At 70.1% G+C, this 20,504-nt stretch carries 18 protein-coding genes and 4 pseudogenes; 8 read left to right on the forward strand and 14 right to left on the reverse strand.

Annotated elements, in window-relative coordinates; all coding sequences use genetic code 11:
* Window positions 1-31: 31 nt before the first annotated feature.
* Window positions 32-934, reverse strand: a complete 903-nt coding sequence (gene mqnP / locus A8W25_RS13550; RefSeq protein WP_067160322.1) for a menaquinone biosynthesis prenyltransferase MqnP — start codon at window positions 932-934, stop codon at window positions 32-34.
* Window positions 931-2,385: a menaquinone biosynthesis decarboxylase gene (locus A8W25_RS13555; RefSeq protein ID WP_067160325.1), complete on the reverse strand. Its 1,455-nt coding sequence runs from the start codon at window positions 2,383-2,385 to the stop codon at window positions 931-933. The genes mqnP and A8W25_RS13555 overlap by 4 nt, the downstream gene beginning before the upstream one ends.
* 89 nt (window positions 2,386-2,474) lie before the next feature.
* Between A8W25_RS13555 and A8W25_RS13560 the strand changes: the two genes are divergently transcribed.
* Entirely contained in the window at window positions 2,475-2,753 is a 279-nt protein-coding gene (locus tag A8W25_RS13560) for a PLD nuclease N-terminal domain-containing protein (RefSeq protein ID WP_067160327.1), read from the forward strand.
* An 11-nt stretch (window positions 2,754-2,764) separates the two neighbouring features.
* Here the strand turns inward: A8W25_RS13560 and A8W25_RS13565 are convergent, their stop codons facing one another.
* The 6 genes and pseudogenes from A8W25_RS13565 to A8W25_RS13590 all read right to left on the reverse strand — a co-directional run bounded on the left by A8W25_RS13565 (window position 2,765) and on the right by A8W25_RS13590 (window position 9,020).
* Window positions 2,765-3,265 (reverse strand): SRPBCC domain-containing protein, encoded by a 501-nt coding sequence (locus A8W25_RS13565; RefSeq protein WP_067160330.1) that lies wholly within the window; start codon window positions 3,263-3,265, stop codon window positions 2,765-2,767.
* A 56-nt stretch (window positions 3,266-3,321) separates the two neighbouring features.
* Window positions 3,322-4,413 carry a c-type cytochrome biogenesis protein CcsB gene (ccsB, locus tag A8W25_RS13570; RefSeq protein ID WP_067160333.1) on the reverse strand — a complete coding sequence of 364 codons (1,092 nt, stop codon included), beginning with the start codon at window positions 4,411-4,413 and terminating at the stop codon, window positions 3,322-3,324.
* A pseudogene (gene resB, locus A8W25_RS13575) lies at window positions 4,410-6,264 on the reverse strand (cytochrome c biogenesis protein ResB). The gene ccsB and the pseudogene resB overlap by 4 nt, the downstream one beginning before the upstream one ends.
* 2 nt (window positions 6,265-6,266) lie before the next feature.
* Window positions 6,267-7,067 carry a cytochrome c biogenesis CcdA family protein gene (locus tag A8W25_RS13580; RefSeq protein WP_420708450.1) on the reverse strand — a complete coding sequence of 267 codons (801 nt, stop codon included), beginning with the start codon at window positions 7,065-7,067 and terminating at the stop codon, window positions 6,267-6,269.
* Window positions 7,068-7,071: 4 nt separating this feature from the next.
* Complete coding sequence (locus tag A8W25_RS13585) at window positions 7,072-7,680, reverse strand: TlpA family protein disulfide reductase (protein WP_067160337.1); 609 nt, start codon at window positions 7,678-7,680, stop codon at window positions 7,072-7,074.
* A gap of 101 nt (window positions 7,681-7,781) precedes the next feature.
* Entirely contained in the window at window positions 7,782-9,020 is a 1,239-nt protein-coding gene (locus tag A8W25_RS13590; RefSeq protein WP_079126057.1) for a hypothetical protein, read from the reverse strand.
* Between the two features lie 236 nt (window positions 9,021-9,256).
* Here A8W25_RS13590 and A8W25_RS13595 point away from each other — a divergent pair, with 236 nt between their 5' ends.
* Window positions 9,257-10,021 (forward strand): Mut7-C RNAse domain-containing protein, encoded by a 765-nt coding sequence (locus A8W25_RS13595; protein ID WP_067160344.1) that lies wholly within the window; start codon window positions 9,257-9,259, stop codon window positions 10,019-10,021.
* Between the two features lie 33 nt (window positions 10,022-10,054).
* Here the strand turns inward: A8W25_RS13595 and A8W25_RS13600 are convergent, their stop codons facing one another.
* The gene (locus tag A8W25_RS13600; protein ID WP_067160347.1) at window positions 10,055-10,534 is read right to left on the reverse strand and encodes a MarR family winged helix-turn-helix transcriptional regulator; all 480 of its coding nucleotides are present in this window, start codon (window positions 10,532-10,534) and stop codon (window positions 10,055-10,057) included.
* Between the two features lie 105 nt (window positions 10,535-10,639).
* The gene (locus A8W25_RS13605; protein WP_158942499.1) at window positions 10,640-11,332 is read right to left on the reverse strand and encodes a hypothetical protein; all 693 of its coding nucleotides are present in this window, start codon (window positions 11,330-11,332) and stop codon (window positions 10,640-10,642) included.
* 67 nt (window positions 11,333-11,399) lie between these two features.
* On the opposite strand from A8W25_RS13605, the gene A8W25_RS13610 reads away from it, so the two are divergent.
* Window positions 11,400-11,735, forward strand: a complete 336-nt coding sequence (locus A8W25_RS13610) for a YnfA family protein (RefSeq protein WP_067160351.1) — start codon at window positions 11,400-11,402, stop codon at window positions 11,733-11,735.
* 91 nt (window positions 11,736-11,826) lie between these two features.
* Complete coding sequence (locus A8W25_RS13615) at window positions 11,827-12,591, forward strand: SDR family NAD(P)-dependent oxidoreductase (RefSeq protein ID WP_067160353.1); 765 nt, start codon at window positions 11,827-11,829, stop codon at window positions 12,589-12,591.
* A gap of 65 nt (window positions 12,592-12,656) precedes the next feature.
* On the opposite strand, the pseudogene A8W25_RS13620 reads toward A8W25_RS13615, so the two are convergent.
* Window positions 12,657-13,433, reverse strand: a pseudogene (locus A8W25_RS13620) (RtcB family protein); the annotation flags it as partial.
* Here A8W25_RS13620 and A8W25_RS13625 point away from each other — a divergent pair.
* From A8W25_RS13625 to A8W25_RS13635, 3 genes and pseudogenes are all read left to right on the forward strand, one after another.
* Window positions 13,434-13,673: pseudogene (locus A8W25_RS13625) on the forward strand (DUF3558 domain-containing protein); the annotation flags it as partial.
* 71 nt (window positions 13,674-13,744) lie between these two features.
* A complete protein-coding gene (locus A8W25_RS13630) occupies window positions 13,745-14,497 on the forward strand; it encodes a DUF3558 family protein (protein ID WP_067160359.1) in 753 nt (250 codons plus the stop codon).
* 104 nt (window positions 14,498-14,601) lie between these two features.
* Entirely contained in the window at window positions 14,602-15,861 is a 1,260-nt protein-coding gene (locus A8W25_RS13635) for a DUF2637 domain-containing protein (RefSeq protein WP_067160362.1), read from the forward strand.
* Window positions 15,862-15,929: 68 nt separating this feature from the next.
* Here A8W25_RS13635 and lysS read toward each other — a convergent pair whose 3' ends face one another.
* A complete protein-coding gene (gene lysS / locus A8W25_RS13640) occupies window positions 15,930-17,666 on the reverse strand; it encodes a lysine--tRNA ligase (RefSeq protein WP_067160364.1) in 1,737 nt (578 codons plus the stop codon).
* A gap of 180 nt (window positions 17,667-17,846) precedes the next feature.
* On the opposite strand from lysS, the gene argS reads away from it, so the two are divergent.
* Window positions 17,847-19,607, forward strand: a complete 1,761-nt coding sequence (gene argS / locus A8W25_RS13645) for an arginine--tRNA ligase (RefSeq protein WP_067160367.1) — start codon at window positions 17,847-17,849, stop codon at window positions 19,605-19,607.
* 22 nt (window positions 19,608-19,629) lie between these two features.
* Here argS and A8W25_RS13650 read toward each other — a convergent pair whose 3' ends face one another.
* Together A8W25_RS13650 and A8W25_RS33945 are read right to left on the reverse strand one after the other, a co-directional pair.
* On the reverse strand, window positions 19,630-20,265 hold the full coding sequence (locus A8W25_RS13650) for a hypothetical protein (RefSeq protein WP_067160370.1): 636 nt from the start codon (window positions 20,263-20,265) through the stop codon (window positions 19,630-19,632).
* Window positions 20,266-20,326: 61 nt separating this feature from the next.
* Window positions 20,327-20,503: pseudogene (locus A8W25_RS33945) on the reverse strand (bifunctional uroporphyrinogen-III C-methyltransferase/uroporphyrinogen-III synthase); the annotation flags it as partial.
* Window position 20,504 lies beyond the last annotated feature (1 nt).

Consider the following 20,504-nt stretch of genomic DNA (forward strand, 5'->3'; position numbering starts at 1 on the left):
AGCCTATCCGGCCACCCGGGGGCGGGAACCGTCACACCGAGAGCCCGCGCACCAGCAGGTCGAGGAGCGCGCAGCCGAAGAGCGAGATCCCGATGAACCCGTTCGTGGTGAAGAACGCCCGGTTGAGGCGCGACAGGTCGTGCGGCTTGACGATCGTGTGCTCGTAGACGAACGCCGCCGCCACGATCACCAGGCCGATCCAGAAGAACGCCCCGGCGTCGGTGGCCAGCGCGTACCAGACGAGGAGCGCCGTGGTGACGGCGTGACAGCCGCGGGCACCGCGGATCGCGTTCGGCACGCCGAAGCGGGCCGGCACCGACAGGACGCCGCACTCGCGGTCGGACTCGACGTCCTGGCAGGCGTAGATCAGATCGAAGCCGCCGATCCAGATGCCGACCGCCAGGCCCAGGATCACCGCGTGCCAGGACCACTCGCCGGTGATCGCGAGCCAGCCGCCGACGGGCCCCATGGCCTGCGCGAGCCCCAGGATCGCCTGCGGGAAGTTGGTGAACCTCTTGCCGTACGGATACACCACCATCGGGATGACCGCGATGGGGGCGAGGGCCAGACAGAGCGGGTTGAGCAGTCCGGCGGCGCCCAGGAACACGACCAGCGCGATCAGCGCGCCGGTCCAGGCCGAGCGCACCGACACGGCGCCGGTGACCAGTTCGCGCTGGGCGGTGCGCGGATTGCGGGCGTCGAGCTCGCGGTCGATGATCCGGTTGCAGGCCATCGCGAACGTCCGCAGCCCCACCATGGCGACGGTGACCAGGAGCAGCTTGCCCCAGTGGATCTCCTCGTCGAGCCGGAACATCGCGGTGAGGGCGGCGATATAGGCGAAGGGCAGCGCGAAGACCGAGTGCTCGATCATGACCAGGCGAAGGAACGCCTTGGTCCGTCCGGGCTGCGGGACTGCTGCGGCTGAGGCACTCACTTGAGGCCGTACTCCTTCCAGCGGCGGTCGACCTTCGCCGCCGTCTCCGGGTCCGACTCGACCATGTGCGGCCAGCCGCCGTCCCGGGTGTAGCCCTCCTCGGGCCACTTCGCGGTCGCGTCGATCCCCGCCTTGCCGCCCCAGAACTGCTGGTACGAGGCGTGGTCGAGGTGGTCGACCGGCCCCTCGACGACGGTGAGGTCACGGGCGTAGTCGGTGTTGCCGAGCGCCCGCCAGGACACGTCGTGCAGATCGTGGACGTCGCAGTCGGCGTCGACGACCACGATCAGCTTGGTGAGCGACATCATGTGCGCTCCCCAGATCGCGTGCATCACCTTCTGCGCGTGCTTGGGGTACTTCTTCTCGATCGAGACGATCGCGCAGTTGTGGAAACCGCCCGACTCCGGCAGGTGGTAGTCCACGATGTCCGGCACGATGACCTTGAGGAGCGGCAGGAAGAACCGCTCGGTGGCGCGCCCCAGCGGCCCGTCCTCGGTGGGCGGCCGCCCCACGACGATGGACTGGAGCAGCGGGCGCCTGCGCATCGTCACACAGTCGATGGTGAGCGCCGGGAACGGCTCCTGCGGCGTGTAGAAGCCGGTGTGGTCCCCGAACGGCCCCTCGGGCAGCATCTCGCCGGGCTCCAGCCACCCCTCGATGACGACCTCGGCGCTGGCCGGGACCTGGAGCGGCACGGTCTTGCAGTCGACCATCTCGACGCGCTTGCCCTGGATGAACCCGGCGAGCATGTACTCGTCCATGTCGCCCGGGAGCGGCGCGGTGGAGGCGTAGGTGACGGCGGGCGGGCAGCCGAAGGCGATGGCGACGGGGAGGCGCTCGCCGCGCTTGGCGGCGACCGCGTAGTGGTTGCGGCTGTCCTTGTGGATCTGCCAGTGCATACCGATGGTGCGCTTGTCGTGGCGCTGGAGGCGGTAGAGCCCGAGGTTGCGCACGCCCGTCTCGGGGTGCTTGGTGTGGGTGAGCCCCAGGTTGAAGAAGGAGCCGCCGTCCTCGGGCCAGGTGAACAGGGCGGGCAGCTGGTCGAGGTCGACGTCGTCGCCGGTGAGGACGACCTCCTGGACCGGGGCGTCCTTCACCTTCTTCGGCGGGACGTGGACCATCGAGCCGAGCTTGCCGAAGGCCTCGCGCACACCGACGAAGCCGTGCGGCAGCTCGGGCTTGAGCAGCCCGCCGATCTTCTCGCTGATCTCCTCGTACGAGGCGAGCCCGAGCGCCTTGAGCAGGCGCCGGTCCGTGCCGTAGACGTTCATGGCCAACGGCATGGCGGCGCCCTTGACGTTCTCGAAGAGAAGCGCGGGGCCGCCCGCCTTGTTGACCCGGTCGACGATCTCCCCGACCTCCAGGTACGGGTCGACTTCGGCCTTGATGCGGATGAGGTCGCCGTCGCGCTCCAGCGCCCTCAGGAGCGAGCGAAGATCGTCGTAAGCCATGGGGTCAAGTATCGGGCACCGGTTACCCTGGGCCCGTCACCGGGGCCGCCGGACGCCCCGCCGCCGTTCCCTGGGGGGACCTTCCGAACATGCTCAGGTATCTGCCGTTCCTGCTGGTCCTGGCGCTGTGGATCTACGCGTTCATCGACTGTCTGAACACCCCGGAGGAGGAGGTCCGCGGCCTCCCCAAGGTGGTGTGGGTCATCATCATCCTGCTCTTCGGCGAGGTGCTCCTCGGCCCGGTCGCCTGGTTCTTCGCGGGCCGCCCGCGCCGCCCGGCGCCGGGTCCCGCCTGGACGGCCCCGGACGACAACCCGGACTTCCTGGCGAGCCTGAACCGCCCCAAGGACGACGAACCCGAGCGCTGAGCCCGCGTCGGCTAGCCGCTCACATACGCGTCGCGCAGCTCCTGCCACCGCTGGGACGACCACGTCGACCAGTCCTTCGGGCGGCCCTCCAGGGCGTCCGCGAGGAACTCGAAGTGGTCGTGCCAGCCCGCCAGGCAGTCCAGGCGCAGTGCGTCGTCGCCGGGGAACTCGTTGGTGAAACGCAGTACCGTCGCCGAGGGTCCGGCGGGCTCCAGATGGAAGCGGACGCGGCCGTGCAGGTCCACCGTGTACTCGGCGACCCGGTCCACGTCCCAGGCCGTGACCTGGCCGGAGTGGACCCCCTCGGGCCCCGCGTTCAGCCAGCGCAACGTCACCGCGCCGCCCAGCCGGGGCTCCAGGACGTCGGCCGCGCAGAGCCACCCGCCCAGGCCCTCGGGGGTGGCCACGGCCGCCCAGACCCGCTCCTGCGGGTGGGGCAGCGGGAGCTCGTAGCGGAGGAGCCAGGCGCCGTCGTGGGACTCACTGGTGCCATGAGGGATCACATCCGTCATGGCACCAGTGTCACCCGAACGGCCGCGCGGCGCCCGCGCACGCCGTGGCCAGGGGACTACACGCCCGCGTACGAGTGCTTGCCGTTCACGAAGATGTTGACGCCGTAGTAGTTGAAGAGCCAGCAACCGAAGGCCAGCAGCGCCAGCGTCGCGGCCTTGCGGCCCTTCCAGCCGGCCGTGGCGCGCGCGTGCAGATAGCAGGCGTACGCGACCCACGTGATGAAGGACCAGACCTCCTTGGGGTCCCAGCCCCAGTAGCGGCCCCACGCGTCGCCGGCCCAGATCGCGCCCGCGATGATCGTGAACGTCCAGAGCGGGAAGACCGCCGCGTTGATCCGGTACGCGAACTTGTCCAGGGAGGCCGCGGCGGGCAGCCGCTCCAGGACCGAGGTGGCGAAGCTGCCCGGCTTGCCGCCCTCGGCGAGCTTGGCCTCGTAGCGGTCCCGGAAGAGGTAGAGCAGCGTGGCGACGGCGCCGACGTAGAAGACCGCGCCGCAGAAGATCGCGGTGGAGACGTGGATCCACAGCCAGTACGAGTGCAGCGCGGGAACCAACTGGTCGCTGGCGGTGTACAGGACGGTGACGGCGAGACCCAGGTCGAGCAGGACCGAGGTGACCAGCGGAAGGCCCAGCCAGCGCACGTTCTTCTTCAGCGCGAGGAGCGTGACGTACACACCCACGGCGACGGTGGAGAAGGTGATGTTGAACTCGTACATGTTGCCCCACGGCGCCCGCTGCACGGACAGCGCGCGGGTGAGCACCCCGGAGGCCTCGACGAGGAACGCGAGGACGGTGAAGGACACGGCGATACGGCCGTAGAGGTCGCCCTTCACATCGCCGCCGGCCGCGCCCGGACCGTCCGGCACGTCACGGTTGCCGGAGGCGGAACGGGTGACGACCTTGGGGCGCTCCAGTACGGCGGTGCCGCCGCCCTTCTTGGCGACCTGCACCTTCACCGTGCCCGCGGCGTCCTGCCCCGCGGCGTCGGCGGTGAGGGCGGCCGCGGTGCGGGCGACCTTGCTGCGGCTGCCGAGGATCCACTCCGCCATGTGCGCGAAGAAGGCCAGCAGATAGACCGCCATCGCCGAATAGATCAGGTAGTTACTGGTGTGCGCCAGGCTCTCGTTGGTTGTGGCGGCGAGGATCACTTCTCGGCCCCTTCAGCTTCGGCAGGTTCTGCCACCTGGTCCTTGGCGGGCTCAGGTGCGGGATCAGGCGCGGTCGGCGCCTCTGGAATGAGCGTGACCGCGAGATCGGCCAGCTCCTCGGGGAGCTTCGCGGACTCGCTCCGCCCAAGCCCCGCCATCTCGACGACGGTGACGCCGTCCTTACCGGTCACGGCGCGGACCCACACCCGGCGCCGCTGGATGAACAGCGACCCGGCCAGGCCCGCGATCGCCAGGACCGAGCCGGTCAGGGCGAGGTCGTTGCCGGGCTGCTGGGAGATCTGGAAGCTCGCCCACTGCTTGATGTCCTTGTCGAAGGTGATCGACCCGGCGCCCTCGGGGAGGTCCAGTGTCTCGCCGGGCAGCAGGGTCTTCTTGAGGACCTTGCCCTGGTCGTCCTTGAACGGCTTCATCTTGTCGGTGTCGAGCTGGTACACGTTCTGCGGCAGCCCGGAGTTGACCCCGAGACTGCCGTGGTACGCGCCGACGTTGAGGACGGGGAAGTCCAGCGCCGGGAACTGGGAGAACATCGTCCCGTTGCCCTTGCCGCCGTAGGTGGGCACGAAGAACGCGGCGAAGCCCAGCTGGTCCCACTTGCCCTTGGCGTCGGTGTAGCCGTCGTACACCTTGATCGCGCCGCTGGAGGAGATGTTGTTGTCGATGGGCAGCAGCGGCACCGCGCCGTGGAAGACGACCTTGCCCCGGCCGTCCTTGACGGTGACGCTCGGCGCGTAGCCGTGGGCCAGCAGATAGACCTTGGAGCCGTCGACCACCAGCGGCTTGTTGACCTCGACGGCCTTCTTCTGCGGCTTGCCGTCGGCGCCCTCGGAGTAGGTGACGTGCGCCACGAACTCGCGGGCGGTGCCGCGGTTGGGCCCGCTGCGCTCATAGGTGGCGTCGAAGCGGTCCAGGGTGAAGCTGAACGGCGCGAGGTCGTCCGTCTTGAACAGCGAGCCGGACTTGAAGTCGTCGTACTGGGTGAGGGTGTTGGAGAACCCGTCGCCCTGGACGACCAGCTTGCCGCCCTCGGACTTGAAGAGCTGGCCGACGGCGAACGCCACCAGGATCAGGATCAGCGACACATGGAAGATCAGGTTCCCGGCCTCGCGGAGGTAGCCCTTCTCCGCGGCGACCGCGTCGCCGACCACATGCGTACGGAAGCGGCGCTTCTTCAGCATCGCGGCCGCGGCCTCGCGCACCTGCTCGGGATCGGCCTCGGTGCGCCGCGACCGCGTCGCCGACCACATGCGTACGGAAGCGGCGCTTCTTCAGCATCGCGGCCGCGGCCTCGCGCACCTGCTCGGGATCGGCCTCGGTGCGCCAGGTGGTGTACGCGGGCAGCCGGGTCAGCAGCCGGGGCGCGCCCGGCGGGCGGCCGCGCAGCTGGCCGACGAACTGCCAGGTGCGCGGGACGATGCAGCCGATGAGGGAGACGAACAGCAGGATGTAGATCGCGGAGAACCACACCGAGCTGTACACGTGGAACATGCCGAGCTTCTCGTAGATCGGCGAGATCGTGTCGTGCCGCTTCTGGAAGTCGGCGACCTTCAGCTCGTCCACATTGGTCTGCGGGATCAGCGAGCCGGGGATCGAGCCGAGGGAGAGCAGCAGAAGAAGGACGAGGGCGACCCGCATCGAGGTCAGCTGGCGCCAGAACCAGCGCACCCAGCCGAGCACGCCGATGCCGACCGGGCCGTTCGACAGTTCCTCGGCCGGGGCCGTGGAGAGCTGTGACCCGGCGGCGCCGAGCTCCTGCTCGGCGGCTTTGCGTTCGGCCGCCGACTGCGGTGCTTCTTCGGGGGCCGTTTCGGGGGCCGCTTCGGTCTTGCTCATGTTCAGACACCCACCTGGAAGCCGTTGGACCACACCTGCACCTGCTGGATGAGCTCCGCCCAGGCCCCGGTGAGCAGCAGCAGACCGGTCGCGATCATCATCACGCCTCCGGTGCGCATCACCCACGCGTAGTGCCGCTTCACCCAGCCGAAGGCGCCGAGGGCCTTGCGGAAGGCGACCGCCGCCAGCACGAACGGCAGTCCGAGACCGACGCAGTACGCGACGGTCAGTATGGCTCCGCGGCCGGCGCTCGCCTGGTCCATGGCCAGGACGTTCACCGAGGTGAGCGTCGGCCCCAGGCACGGCGTCCAGCCGACGCCGAAGAGGGCGCCCAGTATCGGCGCCCCCGCGAGCCCGGTCACCGGCCGCCTGTGGAACCGGAACTCGCGCTGCGTGAGCCAGGGCATCAGCCCCATGAAGAAGACGCCCATCAGGATCATCAGCACGCCGAGGATCTTGGAGAGCGTGCCGTTGTACTCCTGGAGCGTCTGGCCGAAGAAGCCGAACAGGGCCCCGCCGGAGACGAAGACGGCGGTGAACCCGAGGACGAACAGACTCGCCCCGGCGACCATCCGGCCGCGCTTGGCCTCCGCGAGATCGGTGCCGGTGACCCCTGTCACATACGAGAGGTAGCCGGGCACCAGCGGCAGGACGCAGGGCGAGAAGAACGAGATCAGCCCGCCGAGCACGGCCACCGGCAGGGCGATGAGCAGGGCCCCGCTCAGGACCGTGTCGTTCACACCGGGCGCCGACTGGGCGGCGAGTGTCGACTGCGCGGCGAGTACGGTCAGGGACGCGTCCACGGAATCACTTCTCCGCGATCAGCGGGTCGATCATGTCGTGGAGCTTCTTGTCGTCGAGCGCCATCAGCGCCCGCGCCGCGATCTTCCCGTCCCGGTCGAGCACGATCGTCGACGGAATGGCCTGCGGATTCAGGCTTCCCTTCGGGAAGCGGAGAATCAGTTTGCCGATCGGGTCGTACAGGCTCGGGTAGTCCGCGTCGAATTGCTTCTCGAACGCGACCGCCGGGGCCTTGTCGGTGTCGCGGGTGTTTATCCCCACGAACTCGACACCCTTGGAGCGGGTTTCCTTGGCGACCTTGCTGAGGTAGGGCGCTTCGGCGCGGCAGGGCGCGCACCAGGAGCCCCACACATTCAGCACGACGACCTTGCCCTTGAGATCGGCGACGTCGAACTGCTTGCCGTCGACGGTCTCGCCGGAGAGCTTGGGCGCGGCGTGCCGGCCGCTCTTGGCAACGGTGGAGATGCCGCCGGTGCCGGTGACGAACTTGGTGTCGCCCGAGCCGCCGGACGTGCCGCCGGAGCCGCACGAGGTGAGGGTCAGTGCGCCGGTGGCCGCGACTGCCGTGACCAGCAGGAAGGCGCGGCGGCGTGGAAGGGCAGGACTCACGGACATGTGAAAAGTTTCGCATGACCGTTTGGGGGATCTTGGGCACCCCCCTGAGTGCCCGTAAAGACCCTTGTCAAGGCCGCCTAAAGAGCCTCGCCCGCCGCGCCTCACGCCTGCTGGAGGAACGTGTTCCAGCCACCGGCGGGCTTCTGGCCGACCCCCAGCGTACGCAGCTTGGCGAGCACCTTCGGGTCCTGGACGTCGAGCCAGTCGCAGTACTGCTTGAAGGAGACCAGGCGTACGTCCTTCTTGCCCGCCATCCCCTTGAAGGCCTCCTCGACGGCGTCCATGTAGATGCCACCGTTCCACTGCTCGAAGTGGTTGCCTATGTAGAAGGGCGCGCGGTTCGTCTCGTAGGCGCGGTTGAATCCCTTGAGGTACGCCTGGGTGGCCTGCTTGCGCCAGCCCGGGTAGTTGGCCGGCGGCGCCTTCGTCGAATTCTTCGACTGGTTGGCGAGGATGTTGTAGTCCATCGACAGGACCTCGAAGGAATGCCCGGGGAACGGGATCGCCTGGAGCGGCAGGTCCCACAGGCCCTGGCGCTTGACCGGCCAGACCTGGGTGCCGCCGGGCGAGGAGGCGTCGTAGCGCCAGCCGAGCTTCTTGGCGGTCGGCAGCAGGTTGTCCTGGCCGCGCAGACACGGGGTGCGGCCGCCCACCAGCTCGCGCTTGTAGTCGAAGGGCAGCGGGTCCTCGTCGGTCCAGCCCGTGTTGGTCTTCCAGTTGGTCACGAACGACATCGCCTGGTCGATCTCGCTCTGCCACTGGGCCGACGTCCAGTTGGCGACGTCGCCGTGGCCGGAGCAGAAGTGCCCGTTGAAGTGCGTGCCTATCTCGTGGCCCTCGTTCCAGGCCCGGCGCACATTGGTGAGGGTCGCCTTGACGTGGTCGTCGGTGAGGTAGCCGATGTCCGAGGCGCCGACCTTGTTGTTCGGCGGGTGGTAGAGCCGCTTCTTCGACTCGGGCAGCAGATACAGCCCGGACAGGAAGAAGGTCATCGACGCGCCGTGGTTCTTGGCGAGGTCGAGGAAGCGCGGGAAGAGGCCGTTGCCGACCTCGCCGGCGCCGTCCCAGGAGAAGACCACGAACTGCGGCGGGGTCTGGCCGGGTTCGAGGGGGACGGGCTTGGGGGGCTGGTGCGGCTGCTTGCCGGTGTCGGCGGTCGAGCCGTCACCGATGAGCTTGACGTCCGCCTTCTTGCCCGACCCCTGGGCGCCCTTGCCGTCGCCCTTCCCGGAGCCGGCCTTGCCGCTGCCCGAGTCGTCGCCACCGCAACCGGCCACACCGACGGCGGCCGCGGCCCCCAGTCCCAGTCCGAGCATTCCCCTTCGACTGATCCCACGCATACCGTTCGTCCCCATCGCATCGTCGTCCCCGGTGTCCACACCGGCCACAGCCCTGTGGACATCAGATGAGATGCCTATGAGCCCGCGATGGTTCCGTACAGTCGCACAAAACTTCGCAAATCGTACGGTTCGTCAGTTCTGTTGTACGCAGGGCGACGAGGGGGTCGCGGGGCTCAGGCGATGGGCCGCCACATACATGGCTCCCGTCCGCCCCCCCCCGATGGCATCCTGACCTCGTGAACGGACCGGAGATCCACTGTCGATTCGCCCCCGAGCTGCACCTCTTCGTCCCGGCGGAGCGCCGCGCGGGGCGTACGGCCGTGGTCACGGACGGCTCGTCCACCCTCGGCCATGTCGTCGAGTCGCTCGGCGTCCCGCTGACCGAGGTCGGCCGCCTCGTCGTCGACGGCCACCAGGTGCCCGTCTCGCACATCCCGCGCGCGGACGAGAGCGTCGAGGTGTACGCCGTCGAGCGCCCCCAGCGGGTCCCCGGTGCCCCGCTCCGCTTCCTCCTCGACGTCCATCTCGGCGCGCTGGCCCGCCGGTTGCGGCTCCTCGGCGTCGACGCGGCGTACGAGAGCGAGGACATCGGCGACCCCGCGCTCGCCACGCTCTCCGCGACCGAGCGGCGGGTGCTGCTCTCCCGGGACCGGGGGCTGCTGCGGCGCCGCGAGCTCTGGGCGGGCGCCTACGTCTACAGCCACCGCCCCGAGGACCAGCTCCGCGACGTACTGGAGCGGTTCGCGCCCGCCCTCGCCCCCTGGACCCGCTGCACCGCCTGCAACGCGCCGCTGCGGGAGGCCGACAAGGACTCCGTGCGCGAACTCCTGGAGCACGGGACGCGCAGCGCGTACGACGTCTTCGCCCAGTGCACGGTGTGCGAGCGCGTGTACTGGCGCGGTGCCCACCACGCCCGTCTGGAGGCGATCGTCGAGGACGCCATGGCGGAGTTCGGCGGGGCGGCGACGGGTCCGGGTCACGGACGCCCGGCCGGTCCCTGACGCCCGGTCAGAGCCCGCGATTCTCCGGCCGGTTCAGAGCTCGCCGCTCCTGAGCCGCTCGATCTGCGCGGCGGAGAGCTCCACCGTGCGTCGCATATGGGCGATGAGCAGCTCGATCTCGCCGTCGTCGTACGCGTCGAACATGGTGAACCACGCCCCGTTCAACTTCCCCCACACCGCCCCGAACTCGGCCATCCGCTCGGGCACCGCCTCGACCAGCACCTTGCGCCGGTCCTCGGTGTCGCGCCGGCGCGTGACGTATCCGGCCTTCTCCAGGCGGTCGACGAGCCGGGTGGCCGAGCCGGTGGTGAGCCCGGTCAGCTCCGCGATCCGCCCCGTGGTGACGGGCCCGGGCTCCAGGCCCAGCAGGTTGAGGCACTGAAGGTCGGTGGGGTGCAGCCGCAGATGGTCCGCGAGCGCCTGGTTGAACAGCGCGTACGAGGCCATGTAGCGGCGCGATGCGACACCGAGCTCGGTCATGAGACGGACTCGGCCGTCTTTCTTCTGCGGCATGCAGAAATTGTACGACGCAGGGTCTGATTCCGGCAGAGTCTGATTCCGGCAGAGTCTGATTCCGGCAGGCTCGGGCACGGCCGGGCTCAGTACGCGCACTCGGACTCAGTACGCGTACTTGTCCCCGGTCGCGGGCGCCAGCACCCGGTGCGTGTTGTTGTCCGGGTTGCGGTCGCCCACCCCGCCGCTCCAGGAGGTGTTGATGTTCACGACGACCTCGGCCGGGCTGCCCGCGACCCGCAGGTCCAGGGCGATCTGCCGCCCCGCACCGGCGGCCCGCATCGCGCCCGTGGAGCACAGCACGGTCTCCGGACTGCCGCGCAGACACCCCGGCGGCAGCTGCTCGGTCCCGGCGAGCGGCGTGGAGAACCGCAGCCGCACGGTGGCGTCCGGGACGGCGGCGGGCCCGTGGTTCGACGGCTCGACCCACACACCGACGCGCCCGGACCAGAGGGAGACGTGCCCGTGGTAGGCGAGATCGGCCTCGGCACCGGCCGGCGCCTGCGCGACAACGCCGGGGTCCGGGGCAGCCAGAACCGCCGGGTCCGCAGGGGCCGCCGGGGCTCCCTCGACGTCCGGGCCGACGGCCGCGTCCGTACCACCGCGCTGCACACCGGGCGCGAGCCCGACGCCCACGCGTCCCACGGGGTCGCCCACACCGCCGTGCGCGGCGCCGCCGTGGGCCACCCCGGCGCACAGCCCGCACACCGCCACCAGCACGGCGCCGAGCCCTGCCGAGAAACCCGTGAACCGCTTGACCCCCGTGAACCGCTTCGACCCCCTACGCATCCCAGCCATGCCCGAAAGATACCTTTAGCGGCTTATATTCCCGGGTTGCCACCCCGAAGCGTGCCACTCTGTCCGCATGCTCGTCGTCCGCTCCGTGTTCCTGTTCCTCCTCGCCGCCGTTCTTGAGATCGGCGGGGCCTGGCTCGTCTGGCAGGGCGTCAAGGAACACCGGGGAGGGATCTGGATCGGCGCGGGGGTGATCGCGCTCGGCGTGTACGGGTTCGTGGCGACCCTGCAGCCGGACGCCGAGTTCGGCCGGGTCCTGGCCGCGTACGGCGGGGTGTTCGTCGCGGGCTCACTGGCCTGGGGCGCGGTCGCCGACGGCTACCGCCCGGACCGCTGGGACATCACCGGCGCGCTGGTCTGCCTGGCCGGGATGGCCGTCATCATGTACGCCCCGCGCGGCCGCTGAGGACGACGCGACGGCCGCCCCCGCCACCCCGCACCGCACCGCACCCGGCCTATCCTGACCGCATTCCGATCATTCGCGCGAGGAGTACGCCATGACCGCCACCGGGACCCCCATCGCCGTCGTCACCGGCGCGAGCAGCGGTATCGGCGCCGCCACCGCGCGCCAACTGGCCGCCGCCGGCTACCGCGTGGTGCTCACCGCACGCCGCAAGGACCGCATCGAGGCGCTGGCCGCCGAGATCAACGAGGCGGGCCACCAGGCCACGGCGTACGCGCTCGACGTCACCGACCGCGCGGCCGTGGACGCCTTCGCCGGCGCCTTCCGCACCATCGGCGTCCTCGTCAACAACGCGGGCGGCGCGCTCGGCGCCGACCCCGTCGCCACCGGCGACCCCGCCGACTGGCGCCGGATGTACGAGACGAACGTCATCGGCACGCTCAACGTCACCCAGGCCCTGCTCCCCGCGCTCGACGCGTCCGGCGACGGCACGGTCGTCGTCCTGTCGTCGACGGCGGGCCACGCCACGTACGAGGGCGGCGCGGGCTATGTCGCCGCGAAGAACGGCGCCCGGGTCATCGCCGAGACCCTGCGTCTGGAGATCGTGGGCCGCCCGGTCCGGGTGATCGAGATCGCGCCCGGCATGGTGAAGACGGAGGAGTTCGCCACGACCCGCTTCGGCGGCGACACCGAGAAGGCGGCGAAGGTCTACGCGGGCGTGGCCGAGCCCCTGACGGCCGACGACGTGGCCGAGACGATCACCTGGGCCGTCACCCGCCCCCCGCACGTCAACATCGACCTCCTGGTGGTCCGCCCCCGCGCCCAGGCGTCGAACACCAAGGTGCACCGGGAGCTGTAACCCACGGGCGTCATGGCCGAGGGGGCGCCGGGCCACCGCCCGGCATCCCCTCGGCCTTCAGTCCCTCAGCCCTTCACACACACGACCTGCTTCAGCTTGGCGACGACCTCCACCAGGTCCCGCTGCTGGTCGATGACCTTCTCGATCGGCTTGTAGGCGCCCGGGATCTCGTCCACGACACCGGCGTCCTTACGGCACTCCACGCCCCGCGTCTGCTCCTCCAGGTCGCGGGTCGTGAACGCCCGCTTCGCCGCGTTCCGGCTCATCTTGCGGCCCGCGCCGTGCGAGGCCGAGTTGAAGGACGCCGCGTTCCCGAGGCCCTTCACGATGTACGAACCGGTGCCCATCGAGCCCGGGATGATCCCGTAGTCCCCGGAGCCGGCGCGGATCGCGCCCTTCCGGGTGACCAGCAGGTCCATGCCGTCGTACCGCTCCTCCGCCACGTAGTTGTGGTGGCAGCTGATCACCGGCTCGAAGGTCACCCTGGCCTTCTTGAACTCCTTGCGGACCACGTCCTGGAAGAGCGCCATCATGATCGCGCGGTTGTACCTGGCGTACTCCTGCGCCCAGAACAGGTCGTTCCGGTAGGCCGCCATCTGCGGCGTCTCCGCGATGAAGACGGCGAGGTCGCGGTCGACCAGGCCCTGGTTGTGCGGCAGCTTCTGCGCCTCGCCGATGTGGAAGTCGGCGAGCTCCTTGCCGATGTTGCGGGACCCGGAGTGCAGCATCAGCCAGACCGAACCCGACTCGTCGAGGCAGAACTCGACGAAGTGGTTTCCGGATCCGAGCGTTCCCATCTGCTTCACGGCTCGGTCGTGACGGAACTTGACCGCATCCGCGACCAGCCGCGTATCCTCACCGGGCTCGGCGACGCCGCGTATCTGGACGACGCGCTCACGGCGAGCGGGTCGGCCGCCCAGCGCCGTACCGTGACCGTGGTCTTCCGTACGTCCAATGTGATCGTGACCGTCGAGTACACGGAACAGCCCACCGGGCCGAACGCCGCCGCCCCCGACAGCCAGGAACTCCAGGAGAAGACCCAGGCCCTGGCCGCCAAGCTCGCCGAGCTCTTCGGCGAGTGAGCCCGCCGGGCCGTGTGACGGACCCGATCCGCGAACAGCAAGCAGCGACCAGCGAAGGAACGCGTAGAACCATGCACCGACCCGCCCCCGCCACCGCCCCGCGCACGCGGCTCGCCCGTGTGCTCGCCTGCGCCGCCGTCCCCGTGATGCTCGTCGCCGTCGGCTGCTCGTCGGACTCCGGCGACGAGAAGAAGAAGGACTCGGGGTCGTCGTCCTCGGCCACCACGCCCAGCGGCAAGCAGTCCTCGTCGCCGTCCGTGGCCCCGGCGAAGTACGCCAAGCTGCCCGACCCGTGCAAGGCGCTGGCGGAGAAGACGATCGAGAACCTGGTGCCGAAGGCGAAGTCGAAGTCGGGCACGGCGGGCAAGTCGACGGATGTGGCCTCGCAGGGCACCTGCTCGTGGAACGGCCTGGACGACAAGGGCGTGAAGGGCTCGCAGTACCGCTGGCTGGACGTCTCGTTCAAGCGGTACGGCTCGGACGCGGCGATCGGCAGCGGCGACCAGCGCGCGGCGAAGGAGTACGCCCGGCTGCTCGCCTCGACGAAGGCGGCGGACGGCGCCAAGAACGTGAAGACGGCGCCGGTGAGCGGTATCGGCGACGAGGCGACCGCGGTCAGCTACGACCTGCACAAGACCGACGAGGACTTCAAGTACGCGGTGATCGTGGCCCGCACGGCGAACGCGGTGGTCGTGCTCGACTACAACGGCGCGGGCTACCAGGGCGCGGACGCGCCGGACGCCGGTGATCTGATGAAGGACGCGCAGAGCGCGGCCAAGGAGGCGGTGGCGTCGGTCGTCACCGCCAACGGTGGCAGCCGGTAACGAGCCGGGTTCGATACGGAGTCCTGCCCTCCCCTGTGGGCAGGACTCCGTATCCATGTGCCAGGCTTTGCGCGCCGGTTGTCGACAACGGAGGGGGATCGCGGGTGGCCGCGACGCAGCTGACGCGCACGCATCGCATACTCATCGGGGTGGTGGTCGCGGGTGCGGTGATCATTGCCGGGATCGGGTTCGCGGGTTCTTACGCGGCGGTGCGCGCCCTCGCGGAGAAGAAAGGTTTCGGGAACTTCTCCCTCGTCTTCCCGATCGGCATCGACGCGGGCATCTGTGTGCTCCTCGCGCTCGACCTGCTGCTGACCTGGATCCGCATCCCCTTCCCGCTGTTGCGGCAGACGGCGTGGCTGCTCACCGCCGCCACGATCGCCTTCAACGGCGCCGCCGCCTGGCCCGACCCGCTCGGCGTCGGCATGCACGCGGTGATCCCGGTCCTGTTCGTCGTCGCCGTCGAGGCCGCCCGCCACGCGGTGGGCCGGATCGCGGACATCACCGCCGACAAGCACATGGAAGGCGTCCGCCTCACCCGCTGGCTCCTCTCCCCCGTGCCCACCTTCCGCCTCTGGCGCCGCATGAAGCTGTGGGAGCTGCGCTCCTACGAGCAGGTCATCAAGCTCGAACAGGACCGCCTCGTCTACCGCGCCCGCCTCCAGGCCCGCTACGGCCGCGCCTGGCGCCGCAAGGCCCCCGTCGAGTCCCTGATGCCGCTGCGCCTGGCCAAGTTCGGCGTCCCGCTGGCAGACACCGGCCCGGCGGGCCTCGCCGCCGCCGGCATCGAGCCCACCCTGCTGCCCACGGCCCCGCCGGTGACGCCCGTGGTGAGCGCGACCCCGCAGCCGGTCGAGCTCCCGGCGGCGCCCGCGCCCGCACCCCAGCCCGAGCCGGTGGCCGTGCCCGTGCCCGTGCCCCAGCAGGCTCAGGAGCAGGCCCAGGAGCTGCCGGCCCCGCAGGACGGCGTGCCGGTCGAGAGCCCCTGGTTCGCGGCGCAGCAGCTGTCCCAGGAGGCGTACGAGGGCACGTACGACCCCCAGTACGTCGAGGGTCTGGAGCCGACGCCGGTGATGGTCCCGGCGGGCCCGGGCCGCACCCGCCCGCTGGGCAACGCGCCCGAGCAGCAGGCGTACGCCGAGGAACCGGCGCCGGAGGACCTGGCGTTCGCGGACATGGCGTACAAGGTCTTCGTCGAGTACGTGAACGAGCTCAGCGACTACCCGACGGTCGAGGCGCTGGAGATACACCTCGCGGACGGGCAGGGCGTGACGCACCCGCGTGCGGCGGCGCTGCTGCGACGGCTGATGCCGGAGTTCAAACAGCGCTACCACGCGGAGCTGGAGGCGGACCACATCGCTTAGCGGGGTGCGCGCTCCTCAACGCGAAAGGGGGCCCGGGGCGAAAGCCCCGGGCCCCCTTCTCGTGGCGGTTACGCCGCCAGCAGCTTGCGTACCCGGTCCGCGCCCACGGCGAGAAGCAGGGTGGGCAGGCGCGGGCCCGTGTCGCGGCCGACCAGCAGGTGGTACAGGAGCGCGAAGAACGTCCGCTGGGCGGTCTTGATCTCCGGCGGCAGCTCCTTGGGCGTGGCGTCCGGGGAGAACCCGGCCTGGACCTTCGGCACGCCGTAGACCAGGTGGGTCAGACCGTCGAGCGACCAGTGGTCGTCGAGGCCGTCCACGAGCAGCCGCAGCGACTCGCGGGCCTGGTCGTCGAGCGTGCCGAGCAGCTCGGTGTCGGGCTCCTCGCGCACCACGGTCCGCTGGTCGGCGGGGACCTGCGTGTTGATCCACGCCTCGGCCCGGTCGAGCCGCGGCCGCACCTCGTCGAGCGAGGACAGCGGGTTCGCCGGGTCCAGGTCGCTCAGGATCCGGACGGTCTGCTCGTCGTGGCCGGCGGTGATGTCGACGACCGAGGCGAGCGTGCGGTACGGCATGGGGCGCGGGGTGCGCGGCAGCTCACCGGCGGCGGTGCGGGCGGCACGCGCGTAGGCGGCGGCGTCGGCGGGCAGCACGCTGCCGTCGGCGACCTTGGCCTCCAGCTTGTCCCACTCGTCGTAGAGCCGCTGGATCTCCTGGTCGAAGGCGATCTTGAAGGACTGGTTGGGCCTGCGGCGCGCGTACAGCCAGCGCAGCAGCTGCGGCTCCATGATCTTCAGCGCGTCGGCCGGGGTCGGCACGCCGCCCTTGGAGGAGGACATCTTGGCCATGCCGCTGATGCCGACGAAGGCGTACATCGGGCCGATCGGCTGCTCGCCGCCGAAGATCGACACGATCTGGCCGCCGACCTGGAACGAGGAGCCGGGCGAGGAGTGGTCGACGCCAGAGGGCTCGAAGATCACGCCCTCGTACGCCCAGCGCATCGGCCAGTCGACCTTCCAGACCAGCTTGCCGCGGTTGAACTCGCTGAGCCGGACGGTCTCGGCGAAGCCGCACGCCGAGCAGGTGTAGGTGAGCTCGGTGGACTCGTCGTCATAGGCGCTGACGACCGTGAGGTCCTTGTTGCAGCCACCGCAGTAGGGCTTGTACGGGAAGTAGCCCGTGGAGCCCGTGCCGTCGTCCTCGTCGGCGGCGCCGGAGCCCTCGGCGGCCTCCAGCTCGGCCTCGTCGACCGGCTTCTGGCCCTTCTTGGCGGGGGCCTTCTTGGTGCGGTACTGCTCCAGGATCGCGTCGATGTCGCCGCGGTGCCTCATCGCGTGCAGGACCTGCTCGCGGTAGACGCCGGAGGTGTACTGCTCCGTCTGGCTGATCCCGTCGTACTCCACGCCGAGCTCGGCCAGGGCCTCGGTCATCGCGGCCTTGAAGTGCTCGGCCCAGTTCGGGTACGCCGAGCCCGCCGGGGCCGGGACCGCGGTGAGCGGGCGGCCGATGTGCTCGGCCCACGAGTCGTCGATGCCGGGGATGCCGTTCGGCACCTTGCGGTACCGGTCGTAGTCGTCCCAGGAGATCAGGTGCCGCACCTCGTACCCACGCCGGCGGATCTCGTCCGCGACCAGGTGCGGGGTCATGACCTCGCGGAGGTTGCCCAGGTGGATGGGGCCGGAGGGGGAGAGGCCGGACGCGACGACGACCGGTTTGCCAGGCGCACGACGCTCCGAGTCGGCAATGACCTCGTCCGCGAAACGGGAGACCCAGTCGGTCTCGGTGCTGCTCTGAGCCACGGTCGGCACGTCCTTCTTTCTCGTACGCCTTGAAGGGGCTGGCCCGCCCATTGTCCCAGACGGAACCACCCCCTCCGGGGTTGCGCGTATTCCCGGAGAACTGGAAGACGCTTGCGTGGGAGAATCCTCCTGTACGCATCCCGCTCGCAAACCCTTTCGCGGGCGACCAAACGACAGGAAACGGAACCCATGGCTTCGGTCCCTTCCCTCGCTTCCACTGTCCAGCAGCGCCTGGCGGACGCCCTCTCGGCAGCCCTGCCGGAGGCCGGCTCCACCGACCCGCTGCTGCGACGAAGCGACCGGGCCGACTTCCAGGCCAACGGCATCCTGGCGCTCGCCAAGAAGCTCAAGGGCAACCCGCGCGAGCTGGCGACGAAGGTCACCGACGCGCTCGACTCCGGCGACCTCCTGAAGGACGTCGAGGTCTCGGGCCCCGGCTTCCTCAACATCACGCTCACCGACGGGGCGATCACCAGGACGCTGGCCGCGCGCGCCGCCGACGACCGGCTCGGTGTGCCGCTGAAGGAGAACCCGGGCATCACGGTCGTCGACTACGCCCAGCCGAACGTGGCGAAGGAGATGCACGTCGGCCATCTGCGCTCGGCGGTCATCGGCGACGCGCTGCGCGGCATGCTCGACTTCACCGGCGAGAAGACGATCGGCCGCCACCACATCGGCGACTGGGGCACCCAGTTCGGCATGCTCATCCAGCACCTGATCGAGAACCCCGACGAGCTGGCTCCGGCCGAGGACGTCGACGGCGAGCAGGCCATGTCGAACCTGAACCGGGTGTACAAGGCGTCGCGCGCGGTCTTCGACTCGGACGAGGAGTTCAAGGAGCGGGCCCGCAAGCGGGTCGTCGCCCTGCAGTCCGGCGACAAGGAGACCCTTGAGCTGTGGCAGCGGTTCGTGGACGAGTCGAAGGTCTACTTCTACTCGGTCTTCGAGAAGCTGGACATGGAGATCCGCGACGACGAGATCGTCGGTGAGTCCGCGTACAACGAGGGCATGCCCGAGACCGCCCGCCTCCTGGAGGAGATGGGCGTCGCGGTGCGCTCCGAGGGCGCGCTCGTGGTGTTCTTCGACGAGATCCGCGGCAAGGACGACCGGCCCGTCCCGCTGATCGTCCAGAAGGCCGACGGCGGCTTCGGCTACGCGGCCTCCGACCTGACCGCGATCCGCAACCGCGTCACCGACCTGCACGCCACCTCGCTGATCTACGTCGTGGACGTGCGCCAGTCGCTGCACTTCAAGATGGTCTTCGAGGCGGCGCGGCGCGCGGGCTGGCTGACCGACGACGTCACCGCCCACAACATGGGCTACGGCACGGTGCTCGGCGCGGACGGCAAGCCGTTCAAGACCCGTGAGGGCGAGACGGTGAAGCTGGAGGACCTCCTCGACGAGGCCGCCGAGCGGGCCACGGCGGTCGTGCGCGAGAAGGCCGAGAAGGTGGGCCTGTCCGAGGAGGAGATCGTCGAGAACGGCCGGTACGTGGGCATCGGCGCCGTGAAGTACGCGGACCTGTCGACGTCGGCGAACCGCGACTACAAGTTCGACCTGGACCAGATGGTGTCGCTCAACGGCGACACGTCGGTGTACCTCCAGTACGCGTACGCCCGGATCAAGTCGATCCTGCGCAAGGCCGACGACAAGCGGCCCGCCGCCCACCCGGAGCTCGCACTCGCCCCGGCGGAGCGCGCGCTGGGTCTGCACCTGGACGCGTTCGGCGAGCTGCTGGCGGAGGCCACGGCGGAGTACGCGCCGCACAAGCTGGCCGCGTACCTGTACCAGCTGGCGTCGCTGTACACGACGTTCTACGACCAGTGCCCGGTCCTGAAGGCCGAGTCGGCGGAGCTGGTGGAGAACCGCCTGTTCCTGTGCGACCTGACCGCCCGGACGCTCCACCAGGGCATGGCCCTGCTCGGCATCCGGACGCCCGAGCGCCTCTGATCCACCCCGTGCGGGGAGCGGCTCACGTGGTGAGCCGCTCCCACACGTTGGTGTCCATCCGGTACTCGTACGCCGGACGGCCCTTGACGGCACTGCTGTGGAACGGCTTGCCGGTCTCGTCGTAGACGGGGATCTTGCCGAAGCGGTCGCCGCTGCTCCACTCCACCTCCAGGTACCAGGTCACGTCGTGCGCGTCGGTGTGCACATCGAGGTTGAGCACCTGCGGATCCGTCGTGGACACCTTGTACGGGAAGTCGGTGGCGGGCACCTTGGTCTCGCCCTGCGTCCCCCCGACCGGCCTGGTGCGCGGCTGCGCCTTGTCCAGGTCGACGTCGAAGAAGCCCGGGGAGACCGCGCCGCCGCACCCCGAACCCATGGAGTACGCGGTCCAGTCGAGCGGTGCGTCGCGCTCCACGACCTTCACGTTCACGGCGTTGATGACGACCGATTCACGGGTCTTGCCGGTCGCGGTGAGCTGGAGGGTGAGATGCCCGCCGTCGACCCCGCCGAGCACCCCGGCCCAGGGGCGGCTGTCGTACGGGTCGGGCGGCTTCGGCACCGCGTTCGGCTTCTGGTCGAGCAGATAGAACTTCCCGCACGGCCCGTCCCACTGGTACGAGCTGACGCCCACGCCCACCGGGGCCTGGGCGGGCAGCACGGGCTACTCACCCCTGCCCTCCCCCACCCCCGGAGGGTTTAGGGAAGGGGCGGGGTGGGGCTCACGTCGTGCGACGCCGCCTCGCGCCAGGACGCCGCTCACTGGGCCGGGTCACATGCTCCCCCGCCTCCACCGCCGCATCACGGCGCGCCGCACCGAACTCCGCCAGCGCCTCCGCCAGCTTCAGCACCGACGGCTCGGGGGCCATGACGTCCACCCGGAGACCGTGCTCCTCGGCG

The sequence above is a fragment of the Streptomyces sp. ERV7 genome (genome assembly GCF_001653515.1).
Lineage (GTDB): Bacteria > Actinomycetota > Actinomycetes > Streptomycetales > Streptomycetaceae > Streptomyces.